A 16,267-nucleotide genomic window follows, 5' to 3' on the forward strand; every position below is an offset into this window, starting at 1 on the left:
TCAGCCATTCCCAGGCCCCATGGCCTCTTCGACCAGCGTCGCCGCATCCATCAGCAGCGTTTCATCGGCCTCGCCGTTCACCGGCATCTTGCCGATCTCGAGCATGATCGGCACGGCAAGCGGCGATATCTGTTCGAGCGCCTTATGCATGATTCGACCCTGGATGCGCGAGAGCATGTCCGCAAGTCTGCTGACATCGAGCAGGCCGGTCGCTGCATCGGCACGCGTCGCCTGAAGGAGGATGTGGTCCGGCTCATGGCTGCGCAGCACGTCGTAGATCAGGTCGGTCGACACGGTGACCTGCCGGCCGCTCTTCTCCTGGCCGGGGTGGCGTTTTTCGATCAGGCCCGAGATCAGCGCGCAATTGCGGAAAGTGCGCTTGAGAAGCCAGCTGTCGGCCAGCCAGGCTTCGAGATCGTCGCCCAGCATGTCCTGGTCGAACAGCGCGCTCAGTGAAGGTTTCCTGGCTTTGAACATCGCGCCCATGTCGCCCAGCGACCATATGGCCAAGGCATAATCAGTGGCGACAAAGCCGAGCGGCCTGACGCCCGCCCTGTCGAGGCGACGGGTGAGCAGCATGCCAAGCGTCTGGTGCGCCAGCCTGCCCTCAAAGGGATAGGCGACCAGATAATGGCGATTGCCACGCGGAAAGGTCTCGATCAGCAAATCGTCGCGCTTGGGCAGCATGGATTTGTCCGACTGGAACCGCAGCCAGTCGGCCACCTGCTCCGGCAGCTTCTTCCAGCGCTGCGGATCGTCCAGCATGATGCGGACCTGCTCTGCGAGGTAGGTCGAGAGCGGGAACTTGCCGCCGCCATAATATGGCACCTTGGCGTCGCTGCCGGGCGCGTTCGACACGAAGCACTCATTCTCGCGGATGCCCTCGAAACGCAGCACCTTGCCGGCGAACATGAAAGTATCGCCATGCGTCAACGTTTCGAGGAAGGCCTCCTCGATCTTGCCGAGCACGCGGCCACCGTGCGACGCCGCGCCTTTGCTGCCGGCCTTGACGTAACGCACGTTGAGGGCGGGCACCTCGATGATGGTGCCGACATTGAGCCTGTATTGCTGGGCGACGCGCAGATTGGAGACGCGCCACAGCCCGTCCTTGTTAAGGCGGATGCGGGCATAGCGCTCATAGTTCTTCAGTGCATAGCCACCGGTGGCTACGAAATCGATGACACGGTCGAAGGTCGGCCGATCGAGGCCGGCATAGGGTGCCGCCGTTCGTACCTCCTCGTATAGGTCATCGGCGCGGAACGGTGCGCCGCAGGCGCAGCCGAGCACATGCTGGGCCAGCACGTCGAGCCCGCCATTGACCAGTGGCGGCGTATCCTGCGCGCCGAGATAATTGGCGTCGAGTGCGGCCCGGCACTCCAGCACCTCGAAACGGTTGGCGGGGATCAAAATCGCCTTGGACGGCTCATCCATGCGGTGGTTGGCACGGCCGATGCGCTGTGCCAACCGGCTGGCGCCCTTCGGAGCACCGACATGCACGACCAGATCGACATCGCCCCAGTCGATGCCGAGATCGAGCGTCGACGTGGCGACGATGGCGCGCAGCGCGTTCTCGCCCATTGCCTTCTCGACGCGCCGGCGCTGGGCGACGTCGAGCGAACCATGATGCAAGGCGATCGGCAAGGTGTCCTCGTTGACGCGCCACAACTCCTGGAACAGCAGCTCCGCCTGGCTGCGTGTGTTGACGAACAGCAAGGTCGTCTTGTGGCGCTTGATCTCGCGGTAGATTTCCGGCGTGGCGTAGCGCGCCGAGTGCCCTGCCCACGGCACGCGCTCCTCGGAATCGAGGATCGAGATTTCGGGCTTGGCACCACCCGTCACAGTGATCAATTCCGCCATGTCACCCGGTGGGTTCTGGCTGACAAGCCAGCGCCGCAACTCGTCCGGCTCGGCCACCGTCGCCGACAGGCCGATCGTCTGCAGGCCAGGGACAAAGCTGCGCAACCGCGCGAGGCCGAGCGCCAAAAGATGGCCGCGTTTCGACGTCACCAGCGAATGCAATTCATCGAGCACGACATAGCGCAGATCCTCGAAGAAGCGTCTCGCGTCGCCTGCCGCGATCAACAGCGCCAGTTGCTCCGGCGTGGTGAGCAGAATGTCGGGCGGCGCAAGCTTCTGGCGCTGGCGCTTGTGGGCGGGGGTGTCGCCGGTGCGCGTTTCGATGGTGACGGGCAGGCCGATCTCCGCGACCGGCTTCCCGAGATTGCGCTCGATGTCGACGGCCAGTGCCTTAAGCGGCGAGATGTACAGCGTGTGAATCCCGCGCCGCGCCTGGCCTGGTTTTCGCCTTGGCCTGACGGCCAGTTCGGTCAGCGACGGCAGGAAGCCGGCCAGCGTCTTGCCAGCGCCGGTCGGCGCGATCAGCAGCACCGATTGCCCGGCCTGGGCCTTCGCCAGGAGCTCTACCTGATGCGCGCGTGGCGACCAGCCTTTCTCGCCGAACCATTTCAGGAATGGCTCGGGCAGGACGACTGCGGCATTCTGGTCGGCGAGGCGGGGCTCAACTGTCACGCGCCAGAGGTAGCGCGGCGACAGGCAATCGCCAAGCAGATTCGGAACAAAAGGGGATCGAAAAAGCCTTACGGGCGCCGGAACCCTGTAGGCCCGCCATAGAGATAGCCGATGCGGGCGATGGCTTCCTTCAGCCCTTCGCGCGACACAAGCATGGTGTGGCCGTTGGCGTGGATCATGGTTTCGGCGTCGGTCATGATGGCGACATGCCCCTTCCAGAACACCAGGTCACCACGTCGCAGCCCCGAAAAATCAGGGCCCGGCCCGAGCGGCTCGCCGATCGAGGCGGCCTGCATGTCGGAATCGCGCAGCACATTCTTGCCGGCCATGCGCATGGCCAGTTGCACCAGGCCGGAGCAATCGATGCCGAAGCCGGAAACACCGCCCCATAGATAGGGCGTGCCGAGAAATGTCTCGGCCACGGACACATAGTCGCCGGCCACTTCGCCGATCGGCTGCAAATGGCCAGCGATCACGGCTTTACCGGAGGGCAGCAACGCATAGTGCGTACCCCGTGTTTCAGCGGCACCCGTAACGGTTACGGTCGATCCCATGGACAATTGCCCGGCAATCGGAAAGCGCAGGTCCGGACCGGGATAAAGAAACGTGCGTGGCACCGAAACGATATGAGTGGACGCATGGTCGCGCCCGCCCAGCATGGCAGCGGCGACATAGCCGACATAGCCATCGCGTTCGCCCTGGACCCAGGCCCAGCCTTCGGTTTGCTCGAAGACGAGGACATCGTCGCCGAAGAGGAACTGCGTGTTGATGCCGGCGTCGGGCCGCGGCCCCTTGCGCAGATCGGCCACCGAGGCGGCAATCCGCGCAGGCCGGCCGGCGACGAAACGGTCGGCCGTCACCTCGCCCTTCAGCCGCGCATCGGCAAGATCGGAGCGAAAGGCGTGGAGGCGGGCGTCCCTGGCAGTCAAATCGTCAAATCCGGTCAAATGGAAATCGGTTACATCGGCAGTTCGTGGGCCTTGGCGATGATACCATCTCCGAAGCGCTCGACAAAGAGCGCGCCTTCGACGGTGCGCTTGATCAGGACGTTGCGCTTGTCGAGCTCGTCGCGATGGCGCGACACCAGTTTCAGCGCGCCCATCGTGTCGAGCGCGCGCGTGATAACCGGCTTGGTGACGTTGAGGCGGGCGGCGAGCCCGCGCACGGTGTGCGGCGGCGGATCGAGGTAGATGGTGAACAGGATCGCCGTCTGGCGCATGGTGAGATCAGGCGCGTCCTCGCGCACCTGCGACAGCATCACTTGCTGCCACAGTCGCAGGGCCTGGCTCGGGCGCATCGCAATCGACATCGCGCCAGCATGACGGCAAATTGTTTCGGTTCCGTTTCAGTTCTCGAAATCGCCGACTCTGCTTGCGGCAATCAGCCATAGCGCGTCGAGATGATCCGCTCCAGCGCCCGGATGCCCTGCGCCTCACCGCCGGCCGGGCCATGCGGGCGATCGGCGGGGTTCCAGGCGAAGATGTCGAAATGCGCCCAGCTTGCCGTCTTCTCGACGAAGCGCTTGAGGAACAGCGCCGCGGTGATCGAACCGGCGAAACCATCTGATGTGACGTTGTTGATGTCGGCTATCTTCGACGACAGTTTCGCGTCGTAAGGCCGCCATAGCGGCATGCGCCACAGCGGATCCTCGACCGCCAGCGCCGCCGCCGCCAGCTCCGAGGCAAGCGCCTCGTCATCGGTGTAGAAGGGCGGCAGGTCGGGGCCAAGCGCGACGCGGGCGGCGCCGGTCAGCGTCGCCATGTCGATGAGAAGCTGCGGCTCCTCGTCGTCGGCCAGCGCCAGCGCGTCCCCCAGCACCAGCCTACCTTCGGCGTCCGTGTTGCCGATCTCGACCGTGATGCCCTTGCGGCTCGCCAGCACGTCGCCCGGGCGGAAAGCGTTGCTGGCGATCGAATTCTCGACCGCGGGGATCAGCACGCGCAGCCGCACATTGAGCCCGGCGGCCATGATCATCGAGGCCAGGCCCAGCACATTGGCGGCGCCACCCATGTCCTTCTTCATCAACAGCATGCCCGATGACGGCTTGATGTCGAGCCCGCCCGTGTCGAAGCAGACGCCCTTGCCGACCAGCGTCACCTTCGGCGCGCCCTGCCGCCCCCAGGTCATGTCGATCAGACGCGGGGCATCGGACGAAGCGCGGCCGACGGCATGGATCATCGGGAAGTTCTGTGCGAGCAGGTCGTCGCCCTTGATGACCGAGACTTCGGCCTTGTGAGCCCCAGCCAGGATCCGCACCGCCTTCTCCAGATCGTCCGGTCCCATATCGTTGGTCGGTGTGTTGACCAGGTCGCGCGTCAGGAAAACACCATCGACGACGCGGCGAACGCGCTGCGCATCGACACCGGCCGGCAGCTCGAAGCGCAGCGCCTTGCCCGGTTTCTTGCCGTAGCGGGCAAAGACATAACCGCCGAGCACGATTGCAAGAGCCGCCAATTCCGGCTCCGCGGGCATGGAGGCAAAATGCCAATCGCCCTCCGGCAAGGTTTTCGCCAGCGCACCGACGGCAAGCGCGCCCTCGCTCTCACCGAGGCCGAACATGGCGCCGCCAAGCGCTCCGTTCTCGCCTGGCAGGACCAGCGTCCTGCCAGCCTCGCCGGAAAAGCCGTTTGCCTTGGCCCATGCGACAATAGACGGCGACAGACCGGCTGCCTCCAGCCCATCCCTGGCGACCAGATGGATTGGCAGCGGGTTCTTCGGCTTGCTCTCGACCAGTTCAACGGACATCAGATGTTTCTCCTGCCGAGTTTGCGAGTCGGCGCGTCTTAACCCTCCGTTAGGGTTAACAGAATATTTCTGCTGGAGGGAAGATGGTCACGCAATGGCCACGCATGAATGGAGGCCCAGGTGCCGATGCCGACCAACCGCACGATAGACATCCGGGGAAAACGGCTCATTACCACGGCATTCATGCTAGCGCTCGCGGCGGGCGTTGCCGGTTGCGCGACCGACAAACTCACCACAGGCTCGATCGGACGCACCAGCGGCAAGCCGCTGGAAACGATGTCGGCGGGAGAATTGCACAACGCCACGGCCGCACTTGGCCAATCCTACGCGAGGAACCCCAACGACAAGCGGATAGCGACCAACTTCGCGGCGGCGCTGCAGATGGACGGCGATGCCGACCAGTCGCTTGCCGTGATGCGCAAGCTGGCGATCGCCTACCCCAAGGACCGCGAAGTTCTCGCCGCCTATGGCAAGGCATTGGCCGCCAATGGCCAGCTTGAGGCAGCGCTCGACGCCGTGCGCCGCGCACAAACGCCGGAATACCCCGACTGGAGGCTGGTGTCGGCGGAGGCGGCCATCCTCGATCAGGTCGGCCAGAAGGACGAAGCGCGCCAACTCTACCGCAAGGCGCTTGAACTCAAGCCGAACGAGCCATCGATCCTTTCCAATCTCGGCATGTCCTATGTGCTGGAAGGGGATCTGCGCACCGCCGAGACCTATATGCGCTCTGCCGCCCAGCAGCCGAATGCCGACAGCCGGGTGCGTCAGAACCTGGCGCTCGTTGTCGGGCTGCAAGGTCGCTTCGACGAAGCCGAGAAGATCGCCTCGCAAGAACTTTCCCCCGAACAGGCACAGGCCAACGTCGCCTATCTCCGGCAGATGCTGGCCCAGCAGAACGCCTGGAGCCAACTCAAGGATCAGGACAAGGCGAAAACGGCGAAAACCGCCAACAACTGATCGTCGCGCGGGGCGCCCGATCGCGCCAAACGAAAGAGCCGCGTGGCATTTTCCGCGCGGCTCTTTCGCTTGGATTGTGCGGATGCGCCTACTGGGTGCCGTTGCTTTGCGACTGGCCGAAGATGCCGCGCTGGCTGACCTGGATGCCGGCAGGACCCAGGATGATGGCGAACAGCACCGGCAGGAAGAACAGGATCATCGGCACGGTGAGCTTGGGCGGCAGCGCGGCGGCCTTCTTCTCGGCCGCGTTCATGCGCATGTCGCGGCTTTCCGCGGCAAGCACACGCAGTGCGAGCGCCACTGGCGTGCCGTAGCGCTCGGCCTGGACGAGCGCCTGTGACACGGACCTGACCGATTCCAAGCCGGTACGGCTCGCAAGATTCTCGTAAGCCTGCTTACGTTCCTGCAGGTAGGAGAGCTCGGCGTTGGTCAGGATGAATTCTTCCGCCAGGGCCACCGATTGCGCGCCAATCTCGTCGGCGACCTTGCGCAGGCCGGCTTCCACCGACATGCCGGATTCCACGCAGATCAGCATCAGGTCGAGCGCATCCGGCCACGCCAGCTGGATCGACTGCTTGCGCTTGGTCGCGCGGTTGTTGACGTAGAGGACCGGCGCATAGAAGCCGCCATAGGCAACGAGGATGCAGACGAAAAGCCGGATCACCAATGGCTTGTCGGGCAACCCTCCGAGCACGAAAATATAGAACAGACCCAGCGCGAAACCGACAAAAGGAAGCACCAGACGGAAGAACAGAAATCGCGTTAGCGGATTTTGCCCGCGAAAGCCGGCGACCTTCAGCTTTTGCAAGGTGGACTCGTCGGCCAACGCACGGCGCAGATCGAGCCGGTCGACAATGTTGCGCATACCGACCGACTGCTGCTCGCGCAGGCCCTTGCGGCGGCGATCGGCCTCGTTCGCAAGCCGCGCGCGCTGCTTGGCGCGAAGCTCGTCACGCTCCAGCGCGACCGACTTCATGCGCGCCTTGAGTTGGTTTCCGCCAAGGGCCGGCAGCAGCGTAAAAACGGTTGCGAACACGGCGACAGCGACCAGCATCGCAATCAGGAGGCTGGGATCCGTCAGTGATTTGATGACTTGTTCGGTCATGCCACGGCCCTAGACTTCAAAATTCATCATCTTGCGCATCACGAAGATGCCGATCGACATCCAGATGCCGGAAACACCGAGGATCAGATGGCCGACGCTGGTCGTGAACAGCGGCATCAGGTAGTTGGGACTGGAGAGATAGACGAGAAAGGCAACGATGAAAGGCAAGGCGCCGATGATGGCGGCGGATGCTTTCGCCTCCATCGACAGGGCCGCGACCTTGGCCTTCATCTTCTTGCGGTCGCGCAAGACGCGCGAAAGATTGCCTAGCGCTTCGGAGAGATTGCCACCGGCTTGCGACTGGATCTGGATGACGATGCCGAAGAAGCTCGCCTCGGTGCATGGCATGGTTTCGGGCATGCGCAAGGTGGCGTCGGGGATCGACAGGCCCATCTGCTGCGAATCGACGATGCGGCGAAACTCGGTCTTGACCGGTTCAGGGGATTCGTTGGCGATCAGGCGTATGGCATCGTTCAGCGGCAGGCCGGACTTGACCGCCCGCACGATGACGTCGAGCGCGTTTGGAAATTCGTTGAGGAATGACTTGACGCGCCGGCTACGACGAAAAGAAACGAACCAACGCGGCAGGCCAAGCGCTCCGGCGAGCAGCACACCGGGCAAGACAATCATCGGCGCACCGGCCACGAACGCGACCACCGTCAGCGCGAGGCCGCAGATGGCCGAATAGATATAGAAACGTTCGATCGACACCTTCATCCCAGCCTGGCGAAGCTGCGCTTTCAGCGGCGGCTTCTTGACGGCGATGTCCTTGGATTTCTGCTTTTCGTCGAGATCCTTCAGTGAATCCTGCACCGATTTACGGCGCTTGGCGGCGTCAGCCGCCCGGTCGCGGGTGGCCTTGACGAGGGAACGGTCCGTCTCGGCGGCCTTGATCGTTTCCAGCCGCCTGCCGGCCTGTTTCTCGTTGCTGATCTGGTTGAACAGAAATACATAGGCGACCGCGCCGGCGCTGAAGCCGGCGAGTACGACAAACGCCAGTACGGTGCCGTCAATTCCAAACATCGACCAGAACCTTCACGCCTGTGAGTGCGTCAGTCAGCACGTTTCTCCATGGCCTCGAGCGCTATTGCGAGGCGCTGCTCTTCGCCGTAGTAGCGCGCGCGTTCCCAGAAATGCGGGCGGCCGATGCCGGTCGAGACGTGTTCTCCCAGCAGCCTGCCGTTGGCGTCCTCGCCCTTGATGTTGTAGAGGACGATATCCTGGGTGATGACGACGTCGCCCTCCATCCCGATCACTTCCGTGATATGGGTGATGCGGCGCGATCCATCGCGCAGGCGTGCCGCCTGGATGATGACGTCGATGGAGCCGACGACGATTTCGCGCACGGTTTTCTGCGGCAGCGAATAGCCGCCCATGGCGATCATAGATTCGATACGGTTCAGGCATTCGCGCGGGCTGTTGGAGTGGATCGTGCCCATCGAGCCGTCATGGCCCGTGTTCATCGCCTGAAGAAGGTCGAAGACCTCGGGTCCGCGCACTTCGCCGACGATGATGCGTTCAGGCCGCATGCGCAGGCAATTCTTGACCAGGTCGCGCATCGTCACCTCGCCCTCGCCCTCGAGATTGGGTGGACGCGTTTCCAGGCGCACGACATGCGGCTGCTGCAGCTGCAGTTCGGCCGAGTCCTCACAGGTGATGACGCGCTCGTCGCGGTCGATGTAGTTGGTCAGGCAGTTGAGCAATGTCGTCTTGCCGGAGCCGGTGCCGCCCGAGATGACGATGTTGCAGCGGACACGGCCGATGATCTTGAGAACTTCTGCCCCTTGCGGAGAGATGGCGCCGAACTTGACCAGCTGATCGAGCGTCAGCTTGTCCTTCTTGAATTTGCGGATGGTGAGCGCGGTGCCATCGATAGCCAGCGGCGGCGCAATGACGTTGACGCGCGACCCGTCGGGAAGACGAGCGTCGCAGATCGGGCTGGATTCGTCGACGCGGCGGCCGACCTGGCTGACGATGCGCTGGCAGATGTTGAGAAGCTGCTGGTTATCGCGAAACCGAATGCCGGTCTGCTCGACCTTGCCGTTCACTTCGATGTAGACGTTCTTGGACCCGTTGACCATGATGTCGGCGATGTCGTCGCGCGCCAGCAACGGCTCGAGCGGCCCATAGCCAAGCACGTCATTGCAGATGTCCTCGAGCAGTTCTTCCTGCTCGGCGATCGACATCGCGAAGTTCTTGATCGCGATGATGTCGTTGACGATATCGCGGATTTCCTCGCGCGCGCTTTCGGGATCGAGCTTGGCGAGCTGCGACAGGTCGATCGTATCGATGAGAGCCGAGAACACCTGGCTCTTGGTGTCATAGTAGGTTTCGCTCTTTTCGCGGCCCCTCCTCGGTTCCGGCGCCATGGGTGGCGCTTCGACCGCGCGCCTGGCCGGCGGCGCGACCGGTGCGCTCGGCTGAGCCGTGGCCGCAGGCCGGGCAAGCACCGCGGTGTCGGCCGGAACCGCGGCGGCCGGCGCGGCCGGTGCCGGTGCCGGCTGGCGAAATTCCGGCTTGAACCGGTTGCCGTCGTCGTTGCCTCTTTTACCGAACATGACCGACTACCGACCCCATTGCGTCACTTCTTGTTGCGCGAGAGCTTGCCGAGCAGACTGCCCAGGCCAGCTTTCTTCTTCGCCCGGATTTCGCTGCGGCCCGTCAGCACATGAGCAATCTCGTTGATTATGGCGACAACCGGATTCTTGGCATCCATCTCGCCCAGCATCCGCCCGTTGTTTGCAGCATTGCCGAACAGCAGGGGATCAAAGCCGATGACCGACATTGGTGTCAGGCCGAGCGGTTCGGCGAAATCGGATGCCGAGATCTCGGGCCGCTTGGGCACGCCGGCCTGGTTGATGATCAATTTCGGCGGCGGGTCGTTCGGACGAAGCCGCTTCAACATGTCGACCAGGTTCTTGGTGTTGCGCAGATTGGCCAGTTCCGGAGTCGCCGTGATGACGATCTCGTCAGCCTTGACCAGCGTGTTCTTGGCCCATCCCGTCCAGACATGAGGAACATCGAGCACAAGCAGCGGCACGCTGCGCTGCGCGGTATCGACAAGTTGCGCGAAGGCATCGGGATCGAAGTCGTAGACGCGTTCCAGCGTCGAGGGCGCCGCAAGCAGCGACAGGTGCTCGGCGCATTGGGTCAACAGCCGGTCGAGATAGACTTCGTCTATGCGCTCGGGCGAGAACACCGCCTCGGCGATGCCCTGGGCCGGATCCTGGTCGAAATTGATGTTGGCGGTGCCGAAGGCGAGATCGAGGTCGGCGACAACGACCTCGGATTTGAACAGGGAGGACATTGCCCAGGCGACGTTGTGGGCGATAGTGGAAGAGCCGACGCCGCCCTTGGCGCCGACGAAGGCGACGGTGCGGCCGAGCGGTTCGGCATCCGGATCGACGAAGATCGACGACACGACGCTGACGATGTCGGCCATCGACACCGGCGCGATGACATACTCGGAGATGCCGGAACGGATGAGTTCGCGATAAAGACCGACATCATTGTAGTGACCGATCACCACCACTTTCGAGGATGGATCGCAGTATTCCGAAAGCTGGGCGAGCTGCTCCAGCAATTGCTTGGGTTCGCTGCGCGATTCCAGCAGGATCAGGTTCGGTGTCGGCGCCGACTGGTAGAATTCGATTGCGGTGGCGACGCCGCCCATATGGACCTTGAGATGCGCCTTGGTCATGCGACGGTCCTCCCCGGCGCGCTGGACCGGATTGGCAACGCCCTCGGTCTCGCAGAATGCCTGGATCGAAATGCGCGGAACCGGCCGCAACGCCTGCATCGCGGCGACGTCCTGCGGCGAGGTATCGCCGCCCTCGACGGTGGCGTCATAGGCAAGGCTGCTCATGGTTGGTTGCCCCTAGACTTTGCAATCATAATCAGTAATCGACTTCTTGGTTGACCGGAGGCACTGCCAACGGAACTTTCCGATAGTCATCGATGACCTGACCACGCCGTTCCGCATCGATGGTGGTCTGCTTGCGCGGCCCGAGAAGATCATTTGGATTGGCCATCTGAGCGGCAAGATTGTTCTGATAGGAGCAGCCGAAATCGGCGTAGTGCTTGTTTTCCGAGGTGTCCACCAGGTCATCGGGCCAACGCCCGCATTTGTCGGTCTGTGCCCTCACCGCGATATAGGAAACGCGAACCGGGGCTGAGGCCTCGCTCGATCCAGCCTGATAGGAGACCACAACGATCCGGTCGCGCTTGATACCGGCGGCGACCGCGAGCCGGGCGAAATCACGGCCAGCCGCCGTCGCGGCGACTTCGTTGGCCGATCCGCTTGGAACCTGGATCGTCAATGTCGAAGCGGCAGACTTGTCGTAGCCGTCGAGGAACCCTAGAAGCGTGTCGCGCTGCGAGCCGGTCATGCCACGGTCGCCGGCGCCGACGGGAAGATCGATCTTCTGGTTCTTCTCCGCGATGACGATCGGATGATTGGTGCGATAGTCGTCGGGGATGGCGCCCACAGTAACACTGTCGCGCTGGGCACAACCGGCCAGCAGGCCCGATACCGCTACCGCCACGATGGGAAAGGCGCGCAGGCTTATCCAAGAACGGCCGGAGCGCATCGCAGAGATCCTTGCCTTCAATGCTGACTGAGACATGTCCGCTTTCCCGTTCACTTGTAGATAAAGCCGACGACGCCGTGATAGCGACCGTTGGGCCTGTCGGTCTGCATGGTGCCGTAGACGCGATTGACACGCCCAAGGAACATCCCGGCGCCATCGCTCGGAGGGTTGAAATTGTCGTCCGGCTTGGCGAGATCATTGCGTGCCACTGGCCGCGCCAGGTAGGGCGTGATGATGATGACGAGCTCGCTTTCGTTGCGGACGAAGTCCTTGCTGCGGAAGAGTGTGCCGAGCACGGGAATCTTGGCGAGACCTGGCAGACCGGAGACCGCCTGACGGACATCGTCGCGCACCAGGCCGGCGATCATCATGGAGCCGCCGGAGGGTAGCTCAACGGTGGTGTCTGCCAGGCGTTTGCGGATCGACAGTATGGTCATTCCAGGCAAGGCGCCTGCCCCTTCGAGCGTAGTGGCACCTTCCGCGGTCGGCTCCGATACGGAGGTCCTGACCTTCAGGCTGATGCGCCCGGCCGACAGCACTACGGGCTGGAACTCAAGCCCAATGCCATATTCGAGCTTGTCATTGGTGTACGTAACTTGGCCGGTCTGATTGTCGCTCGAAACATTGTTGGTGCGTCCGGTGATGAGATTGAATTCCCCACCGACCTTGAACGTCGCCTTCTCGCCAGAAACCGCCGTGAGGGTCGGTTCGGCAAGCGTCTTCATGACGCCGCTTTGCTCCATCGCGTTGACGTAGGCCTGAATTCCATTGCCGAGGCCGTCGCCGAGCCTGAAGTATGAATTCTGCGAAAGTGGCTTGCCAAGTCCGTAATTGGGCGAACTCAAGGCCCCGTAGCTGATGCCGTTCGAGCTACCGCTGCTGAGCATGTTGACACCGAGTTGCTTCATCACGGAGCGACTGACTTCGGCGACGGTCACCTTCAGCGTGACCTGGTCGTCACCGATGATCTGCAAGAGATTGACGATCTTGGAGACACGGCGCTCCTGGTCCGGGTTGTTGATGTCGACACCGCTCTGGGCCGAGCCGCCGGCGGCGGTCTGCGAATACTGGCCCGTCGTCGCCTCACCGCCCGAGACGAAGATCGTCGCCAAGTCGACCGCTCGTTTGGCGTCCAGCGGCGTGTCGACGGTGCCGGTCAGGATGACGTTGTCGTTCAGCAGTTCCACCTTCACGGTCGATGTCGGAAGGAAGCGCTTGATATAGTCTTCCAGGCCGGCGACGTCGCGTTCGATGGCAAGATCCAGGCTGGCGATCTGTTCGCCGTTCGGTCCAAAGACGAAGATGTTGGTTTCGCCGACCGACTTGCCAAAGAGATAGATACGCCTTGCGGTACGGGTCACGGCGTCGGCAACAGAGGGATTGGCGACAAGAATGTCATAGGCATCGCTCGGCAGGTCTATGACCACCGACTTGTTGAGGCCCAGCTTGACGCGCTGGGTGGCTGTCGTGGCCGACACCTGCGTGCTCTTCGCCTCGACGCCCTGCACATTCGCTCCGACCAGCAGCAGGCCGAATGCCATGGCTGCGATTGCCGGCAGTTTAGCGCTTAGCCTCATTTCCTTGCCCCTACCTCGGAGACTTCGCCCGACTTGATCAGCCTCACCGTTCCCCTGCGACCATTGCCGGAAACGAGATAGTCGGCCTCGCCCACATTCTTTTCCTGGGTGTCCGTGATCGCCCGCAGCGCCAGCGTCAGGCGATCCGCCATCTGCTGGGCAACGGTGATGATCTCCGCCTGTTTGGGTGTCAGCTCCAGCGTGGCGGTCTGGCCTACCCTGGTCTTCTTGCCTTCCTCGTCTTCCTGGATGGTCTGATCGATTGCCAGGACACGGATATTCTTCAGGATGGTCTCGGTGCTGAAGCCGGCCCCAGTGTTGGCATCGGCCCTGCGGGTCATGATGACGTCGACGAAATCGTTTGGAAGAATGAAGCCGCCGGCCGAGGTGTCGGCCGATATGGTCGTGGCGACCGCCCGCATGCCGGAAGGCAGGATGGACGACATGAAGCTTTGCCCCTCGCCGATCAGCTTGGAGCGCCGCACGGGCTCGCCCGCATACATCGGCACACGGGCAATCGACCCTTTCAGCTTCTCCAGGGCATCGGGAGCGGTGGCCTTGGTGATGAAATTCGCGTTGATGCCGTCAGCGGGCCAGGATTGCCAGGCGATGCTGTTCTGGAGCGCGTTGCCCATCGCGACATCGCCCGAAAGCACGAGCACGTCCTGCAGGGATACCGCTGGGGCCTGGGGGCCAGAATCGACGACGATCTGAGGCGGCGGAGCGACCATGTTTTTCGCGACATAGCCAGCACCGCCCGCCGCGGCCACCGCCACGCTCAGAATAATCAATCGGGATGCTGGCATCTGTCCGAACCCTCGCCCTTGGCAAACCACCTAGCCAAGCCGGACTTTGCAGCGGCAATCGTCAAAACAAGGTTAATGCAATGCTTACGATCGTGATTAATTTAAGGTTTACATAAATTGGATGGATCGCGCCGAGATGCGCGGAAATGCTGGGCCGCCGCTCCGCAAGACGGCTTGCAAGGCATGTCAGCCGACGAAAAAATTGATGAATTCAGTTCGCCAGCCTTGCCAGCGCCCATACCATCATGGGGGAATCGGGAAAGGTCAGCAGTCCGCCCAGGCCGAGCGCGATCCCGTAGGGAACACCGGCCGACTCTTCGGCGAAATGACGCAGGAATGGATTGCGGCCGGTGAAAACCGCCAGCGTCGACTTCCGGTAAAGCAGGATGGCGATTGTCAGAAGGCCGCCGATGAATGTCGAGACGACCAGATATTCGACGAGATGCACGTTGAGCCCCATCCACACGGCCGTGGCGGCCAGCAGTTTGGCGTCGCCGCCGCCCATGCCACCCAAGGCGAACAGGCCGAACGTCACGGCAAGGACGATGGCGCCGGCGGCGAAATGTCCGCCATAGGCTGCCCAGTCCATGCCCGTCAGCGGCGCCACCAGCGCGAAGACGACGACAAGCAGCACCGGCACGCGATTGGCGATCGTCATCGACAGCATGTCGGAGATCGCGGCGAACAGCATGCAGAACGGGAAGACGACGAAGATCAGGGCTTCAAGCATCGGCGCTTATGCCTATTGTGCGGATTTCCAGGATACTCAATCTAGGTCGGTTCGATTAACGATTGATGAGGTCCGCATGAAAAGACGGTCGTTGTCGGCAGCACTCTGGACCGGTCACAGACAAACAGGGGCCGCAATGTGGCGACCCCTGTCCAGAATGCAATCCAGGTGATCAGCAAATAAGCAGATCAGCTGCCGCTGCTGTTCAGCGTTGTACCGATGGCCGTGAACTTGGCGTTGATGGCATTGCCGAGCGCGCCTGCGCCGGTGATGATGGCGAGCGCGATGAGAGCGGCGATCAGACCATATTCGATGGCGGTCGCGCCGGATTCGTCCTTCACGAAACGTGCGATGAGATTAGACATTCGAGAGCTCCTACTCCACGTGTTACAGCACTTCCGTCAACTTCTGTGATGGTTGATCGGATGCTGCAAATCTAGGGAGAAGCTCTTTCGATCGGCTTAATAAACAGCCTTACCGATTCCTTTCCCGGCTAGAACATGTTGCGTGGTTAACTCCACACTAAGCGCTGGCTAATGTTCTGTTTTGCAGGTCGACGCCGCAAACGGCAAGGGCTTGGGCAGGCTTGCGACGCCTGCACGAGTCCGATGGTGCGCTCGGCCATGCCGACCGCCATATCCGGGCGCAACAAGTCAACTTAACCGTTGGTTCACCAATCTCGTTCATGTTCTGTTGAACAGTCCGCTTGCGTGGAGCGCCGTGATGGCCGTGCCGAGATCCTCAATTCTGATTGCCGTGCTTCTTGCCGCCAGCTTGACCGCGCCCGCCAGGGCCGGCGCCGGGATCGAGGTCACCATGAACCAGGCCAAGATCGTGAAATTGTCGCGCCCCGCCGATACGATCGTCGTGGGCAACCCGGCAATCGCCGACGCCTCCGTCCAGGATGCCTCGACGATCGTGCTCACCGGCAAGGGTTTCGGTGTCACCAATCTCGTCGTTCTCGACCCAGAGGGCAGCCCGATCGTCGACGCACAGGTTACCGTGGTCCGCCAGGCGGCCTCGTCGGTTCGCATTTACCGGCGCGCGGAGGTCCAGACCATGTCGTGCACGCCCTATTGCGAAAGCTCCTACAAGAGCGACGCGGAGAAATCGTCCGAAGCCGAGATGAGCGTCAGCAAATAAGCCATGCGGGCCGTGCCAGCGCCCAGGTTACTGCCTGGTTAAAGCGCCTGCGCCGAGTTTAACGATCATTCAAACCGGACCTCAAT

The 16,267-nt window shown here is 62.4% G+C and carries 15 protein-coding genes; 2 read left to right on the forward strand and 13 right to left on the reverse strand.

Going from position 1 to position 16,267, the window contains the following annotated elements; translation table 11 throughout:
* From FJ543_RS27160 to FJ543_RS27175, 4 genes are all read right to left on the reverse strand, one after another.
* Positions 1-2,529, reverse strand: coding sequence for a ligase-associated DNA damage response DEXH box helicase (locus FJ543_RS27160; RefSeq protein ID WP_140878263.1), 2,529 nt, complete (start codon positions 2,527-2,529; stop codon positions 1-3).
* A 68-nt stretch (positions 2,530-2,597) separates the two neighbouring features.
* Positions 2,598-3,458 carry an NlpC/P60 family protein gene (locus FJ543_RS27165; protein WP_140614756.1) on the reverse strand — a complete coding sequence of 287 codons (861 nt, stop codon included), beginning with the start codon at positions 3,456-3,458 and terminating at the stop codon, positions 2,598-2,600.
* A gap of 29 nt (positions 3,459-3,487) precedes the next feature.
* On the reverse strand, positions 3,488-3,838 hold the full coding sequence (locus FJ543_RS27170; protein WP_023773016.1) for a MarR family winged helix-turn-helix transcriptional regulator: 351 nt from the start codon (positions 3,836-3,838) through the stop codon (positions 3,488-3,490).
* Positions 3,839-3,909: 71 nt separating this feature from the next.
* Positions 3,910-5,274, reverse strand: coding sequence for a leucyl aminopeptidase family protein (locus FJ543_RS27175; RefSeq protein WP_140614757.1), 1,365 nt, complete (start codon positions 5,272-5,274; stop codon positions 3,910-3,912).
* A 126-nt stretch (positions 5,275-5,400) separates the two neighbouring features.
* On the opposite strand from FJ543_RS27175, the gene FJ543_RS27180 reads away from it, so the two are divergent.
* Complete coding sequence (locus FJ543_RS27180) at positions 5,401-6,231, forward strand: tetratricopeptide repeat protein (RefSeq protein WP_015319326.1); 831 nt, start codon at positions 5,401-5,403, stop codon at positions 6,229-6,231.
* A gap of 88 nt (positions 6,232-6,319) precedes the next feature.
* Here the strand turns inward: FJ543_RS27180 and FJ543_RS27185 are convergent, their stop codons facing one another.
* The 9 genes from FJ543_RS27185 to FJ543_RS27225 all read right to left on the reverse strand — a co-directional run bounded on the left by FJ543_RS27185 (position 6,320) and on the right by FJ543_RS27225 (position 15,403).
* Entirely contained in the window at positions 6,320-7,336 is a 1,017-nt protein-coding gene (locus FJ543_RS27185) for a type II secretion system F family protein (RefSeq protein WP_015319327.1), read from the reverse strand.
* 9 nt (positions 7,337-7,345) lie between these two features.
* Positions 7,346-8,359, reverse strand: a complete 1,014-nt coding sequence (locus FJ543_RS27190; protein ID WP_140878264.1) for a type II secretion system F family protein — start codon at positions 8,357-8,359, stop codon at positions 7,346-7,348.
* Positions 8,360-8,388: 29 nt separating this feature from the next.
* Complete coding sequence (locus FJ543_RS27195; RefSeq protein ID WP_140878266.1) at positions 8,389-9,894, reverse strand: CpaF family protein; 1,506 nt, start codon at positions 9,892-9,894, stop codon at positions 8,389-8,391.
* Between the two features lie 23 nt (positions 9,895-9,917).
* Positions 9,918-11,201, reverse strand: coding sequence for a CpaE family protein (locus FJ543_RS27200; protein ID WP_140878267.1), 1,284 nt, complete (start codon positions 11,199-11,201; stop codon positions 9,918-9,920).
* A 31-nt stretch (positions 11,202-11,232) separates the two neighbouring features.
* Entirely contained in the window at positions 11,233-11,961 is a 729-nt protein-coding gene (locus tag FJ543_RS27205; RefSeq protein WP_140878269.1) for a CpaD family pilus assembly protein, read from the reverse strand.
* 14 nt (positions 11,962-11,975) lie between these two features.
* Complete coding sequence (locus tag FJ543_RS27210; protein ID WP_140660659.1) at positions 11,976-13,502, reverse strand: type II and III secretion system protein family protein; 1,527 nt, start codon at positions 13,500-13,502, stop codon at positions 11,976-11,978.
* On the reverse strand, positions 13,499-14,308 hold the full coding sequence (cpaB, locus tag FJ543_RS27215) for a Flp pilus assembly protein CpaB (RefSeq protein WP_015319333.1): 810 nt from the start codon (positions 14,306-14,308) through the stop codon (positions 13,499-13,501). The genes FJ543_RS27210 and cpaB overlap by 4 nt, the downstream gene beginning before the upstream one ends.
* A 211-nt stretch (positions 14,309-14,519) precedes the next feature.
* Positions 14,520-15,038 (reverse strand): prepilin peptidase, encoded by a 519-nt coding sequence (locus FJ543_RS27220; RefSeq protein WP_015319334.1) that lies wholly within the window; start codon positions 15,036-15,038, stop codon positions 14,520-14,522.
* 188 nt (positions 15,039-15,226) lie between these two features.
* Entirely contained in the window at positions 15,227-15,403 is a 177-nt protein-coding gene (locus FJ543_RS27225; protein WP_015319335.1) for a Flp family type IVb pilin, read from the reverse strand.
* Positions 15,404-15,761: 358 nt separating this feature from the next.
* Here FJ543_RS27225 and FJ543_RS27230 point away from each other — a divergent pair, with 358 nt between their 5' ends.
* The gene (locus FJ543_RS27230; RefSeq protein WP_140660658.1) at positions 15,762-16,181 is read left to right on the forward strand and encodes a pilus assembly protein N-terminal domain-containing protein; all 420 of its coding nucleotides are present in this window, start codon (positions 15,762-15,764) and stop codon (positions 16,179-16,181) included.
* Positions 16,182-16,267: the final 86 nt, after the last annotated feature.

This window comes from Mesorhizobium sp. B2-5-7 (assembly GCF_006440875.1).
In the GTDB taxonomy this organism is placed as follows: domain Bacteria; phylum Pseudomonadota; class Alphaproteobacteria; order Rhizobiales; family Rhizobiaceae; genus Mesorhizobium; species Mesorhizobium australicum.

Bases quoted from the DNA above. Each gene is read 5' to 3' on its own strand.
- FJ543_RS27170 (WP_023773016.1), bottom strand. From the start codon at position 3,838: ATGTCGATTGCGATGCGCCCGAGCCAGGCCCTGCGACTGTGGCAGCAA.
- FJ543_RS27175 (WP_140614757.1), bottom strand. From the start codon at position 5,274: ATGTCCGTTGAACTGGTCGAGAGCAAGCCGAAGAACCCGCTGCCAATC.
- FJ543_RS27180 (WP_015319326.1), top strand. From the start codon at position 5,401: ATGCCGACCAACCGCACGATAGACATCCGGGGAAAACGGCTCATTACC.
- FJ543_RS27185 (WP_015319327.1), bottom strand. From the start codon at position 7,336: ATGACCGAACAAGTCATCAAATCACTGACGGATCCCAGCCTCCTGATT.
- FJ543_RS27190 (WP_140878264.1), bottom strand. From the start codon at position 8,359: ATGTTTGGAATTGACGGCACCGTACTGGCGTTTGTCGTACTCGCCGGC.
- FJ543_RS27195 (WP_140878266.1), bottom strand. From the start codon at position 9,894: ATGTTCGGTAAAAGAGGCAACGACGACGGCAACCGGTTCAAGCCGGAA.
- FJ543_RS27200 (WP_140878267.1), bottom strand. From the start codon at position 11,201: ATGAGCAGCCTTGCCTATGACGCCACCGTCGAGGGCGGCGATACCTCG.
- FJ543_RS27205 (WP_140878269.1), bottom strand. From the start codon at position 11,961: ATGTCTCAGTCAGCATTGAAGGCAAGGATCTCTGCGATGCGCTCCGGC.
- FJ543_RS27210 (WP_140660659.1), bottom strand. From the start codon at position 13,502: ATGAGGCTAAGCGCTAAACTGCCGGCAATCGCAGCCATGGCATTCGGC.
- cpaB (WP_015319333.1), bottom strand. From the start codon at position 14,308: ATGCCAGCATCCCGATTGATTATTCTGAGCGTGGCGGTGGCCGCGGCG.
- FJ543_RS27220 (WP_015319334.1), bottom strand. From the start codon at position 15,038: ATGCTTGAAGCCCTGATCTTCGTCGTCTTCCCGTTCTGCATGCTGTTC.
- FJ543_RS27225 (WP_015319335.1), bottom strand. From the start codon at position 15,403: ATGTCTAATCTCATCGCACGTTTCGTGAAGGACGAATCCGGCGCGACC.
- FJ543_RS27230 (WP_140660658.1), top strand. From the start codon at position 15,762: ATGGCCGTGCCGAGATCCTCAATTCTGATTGCCGTGCTTCTTGCCGCC.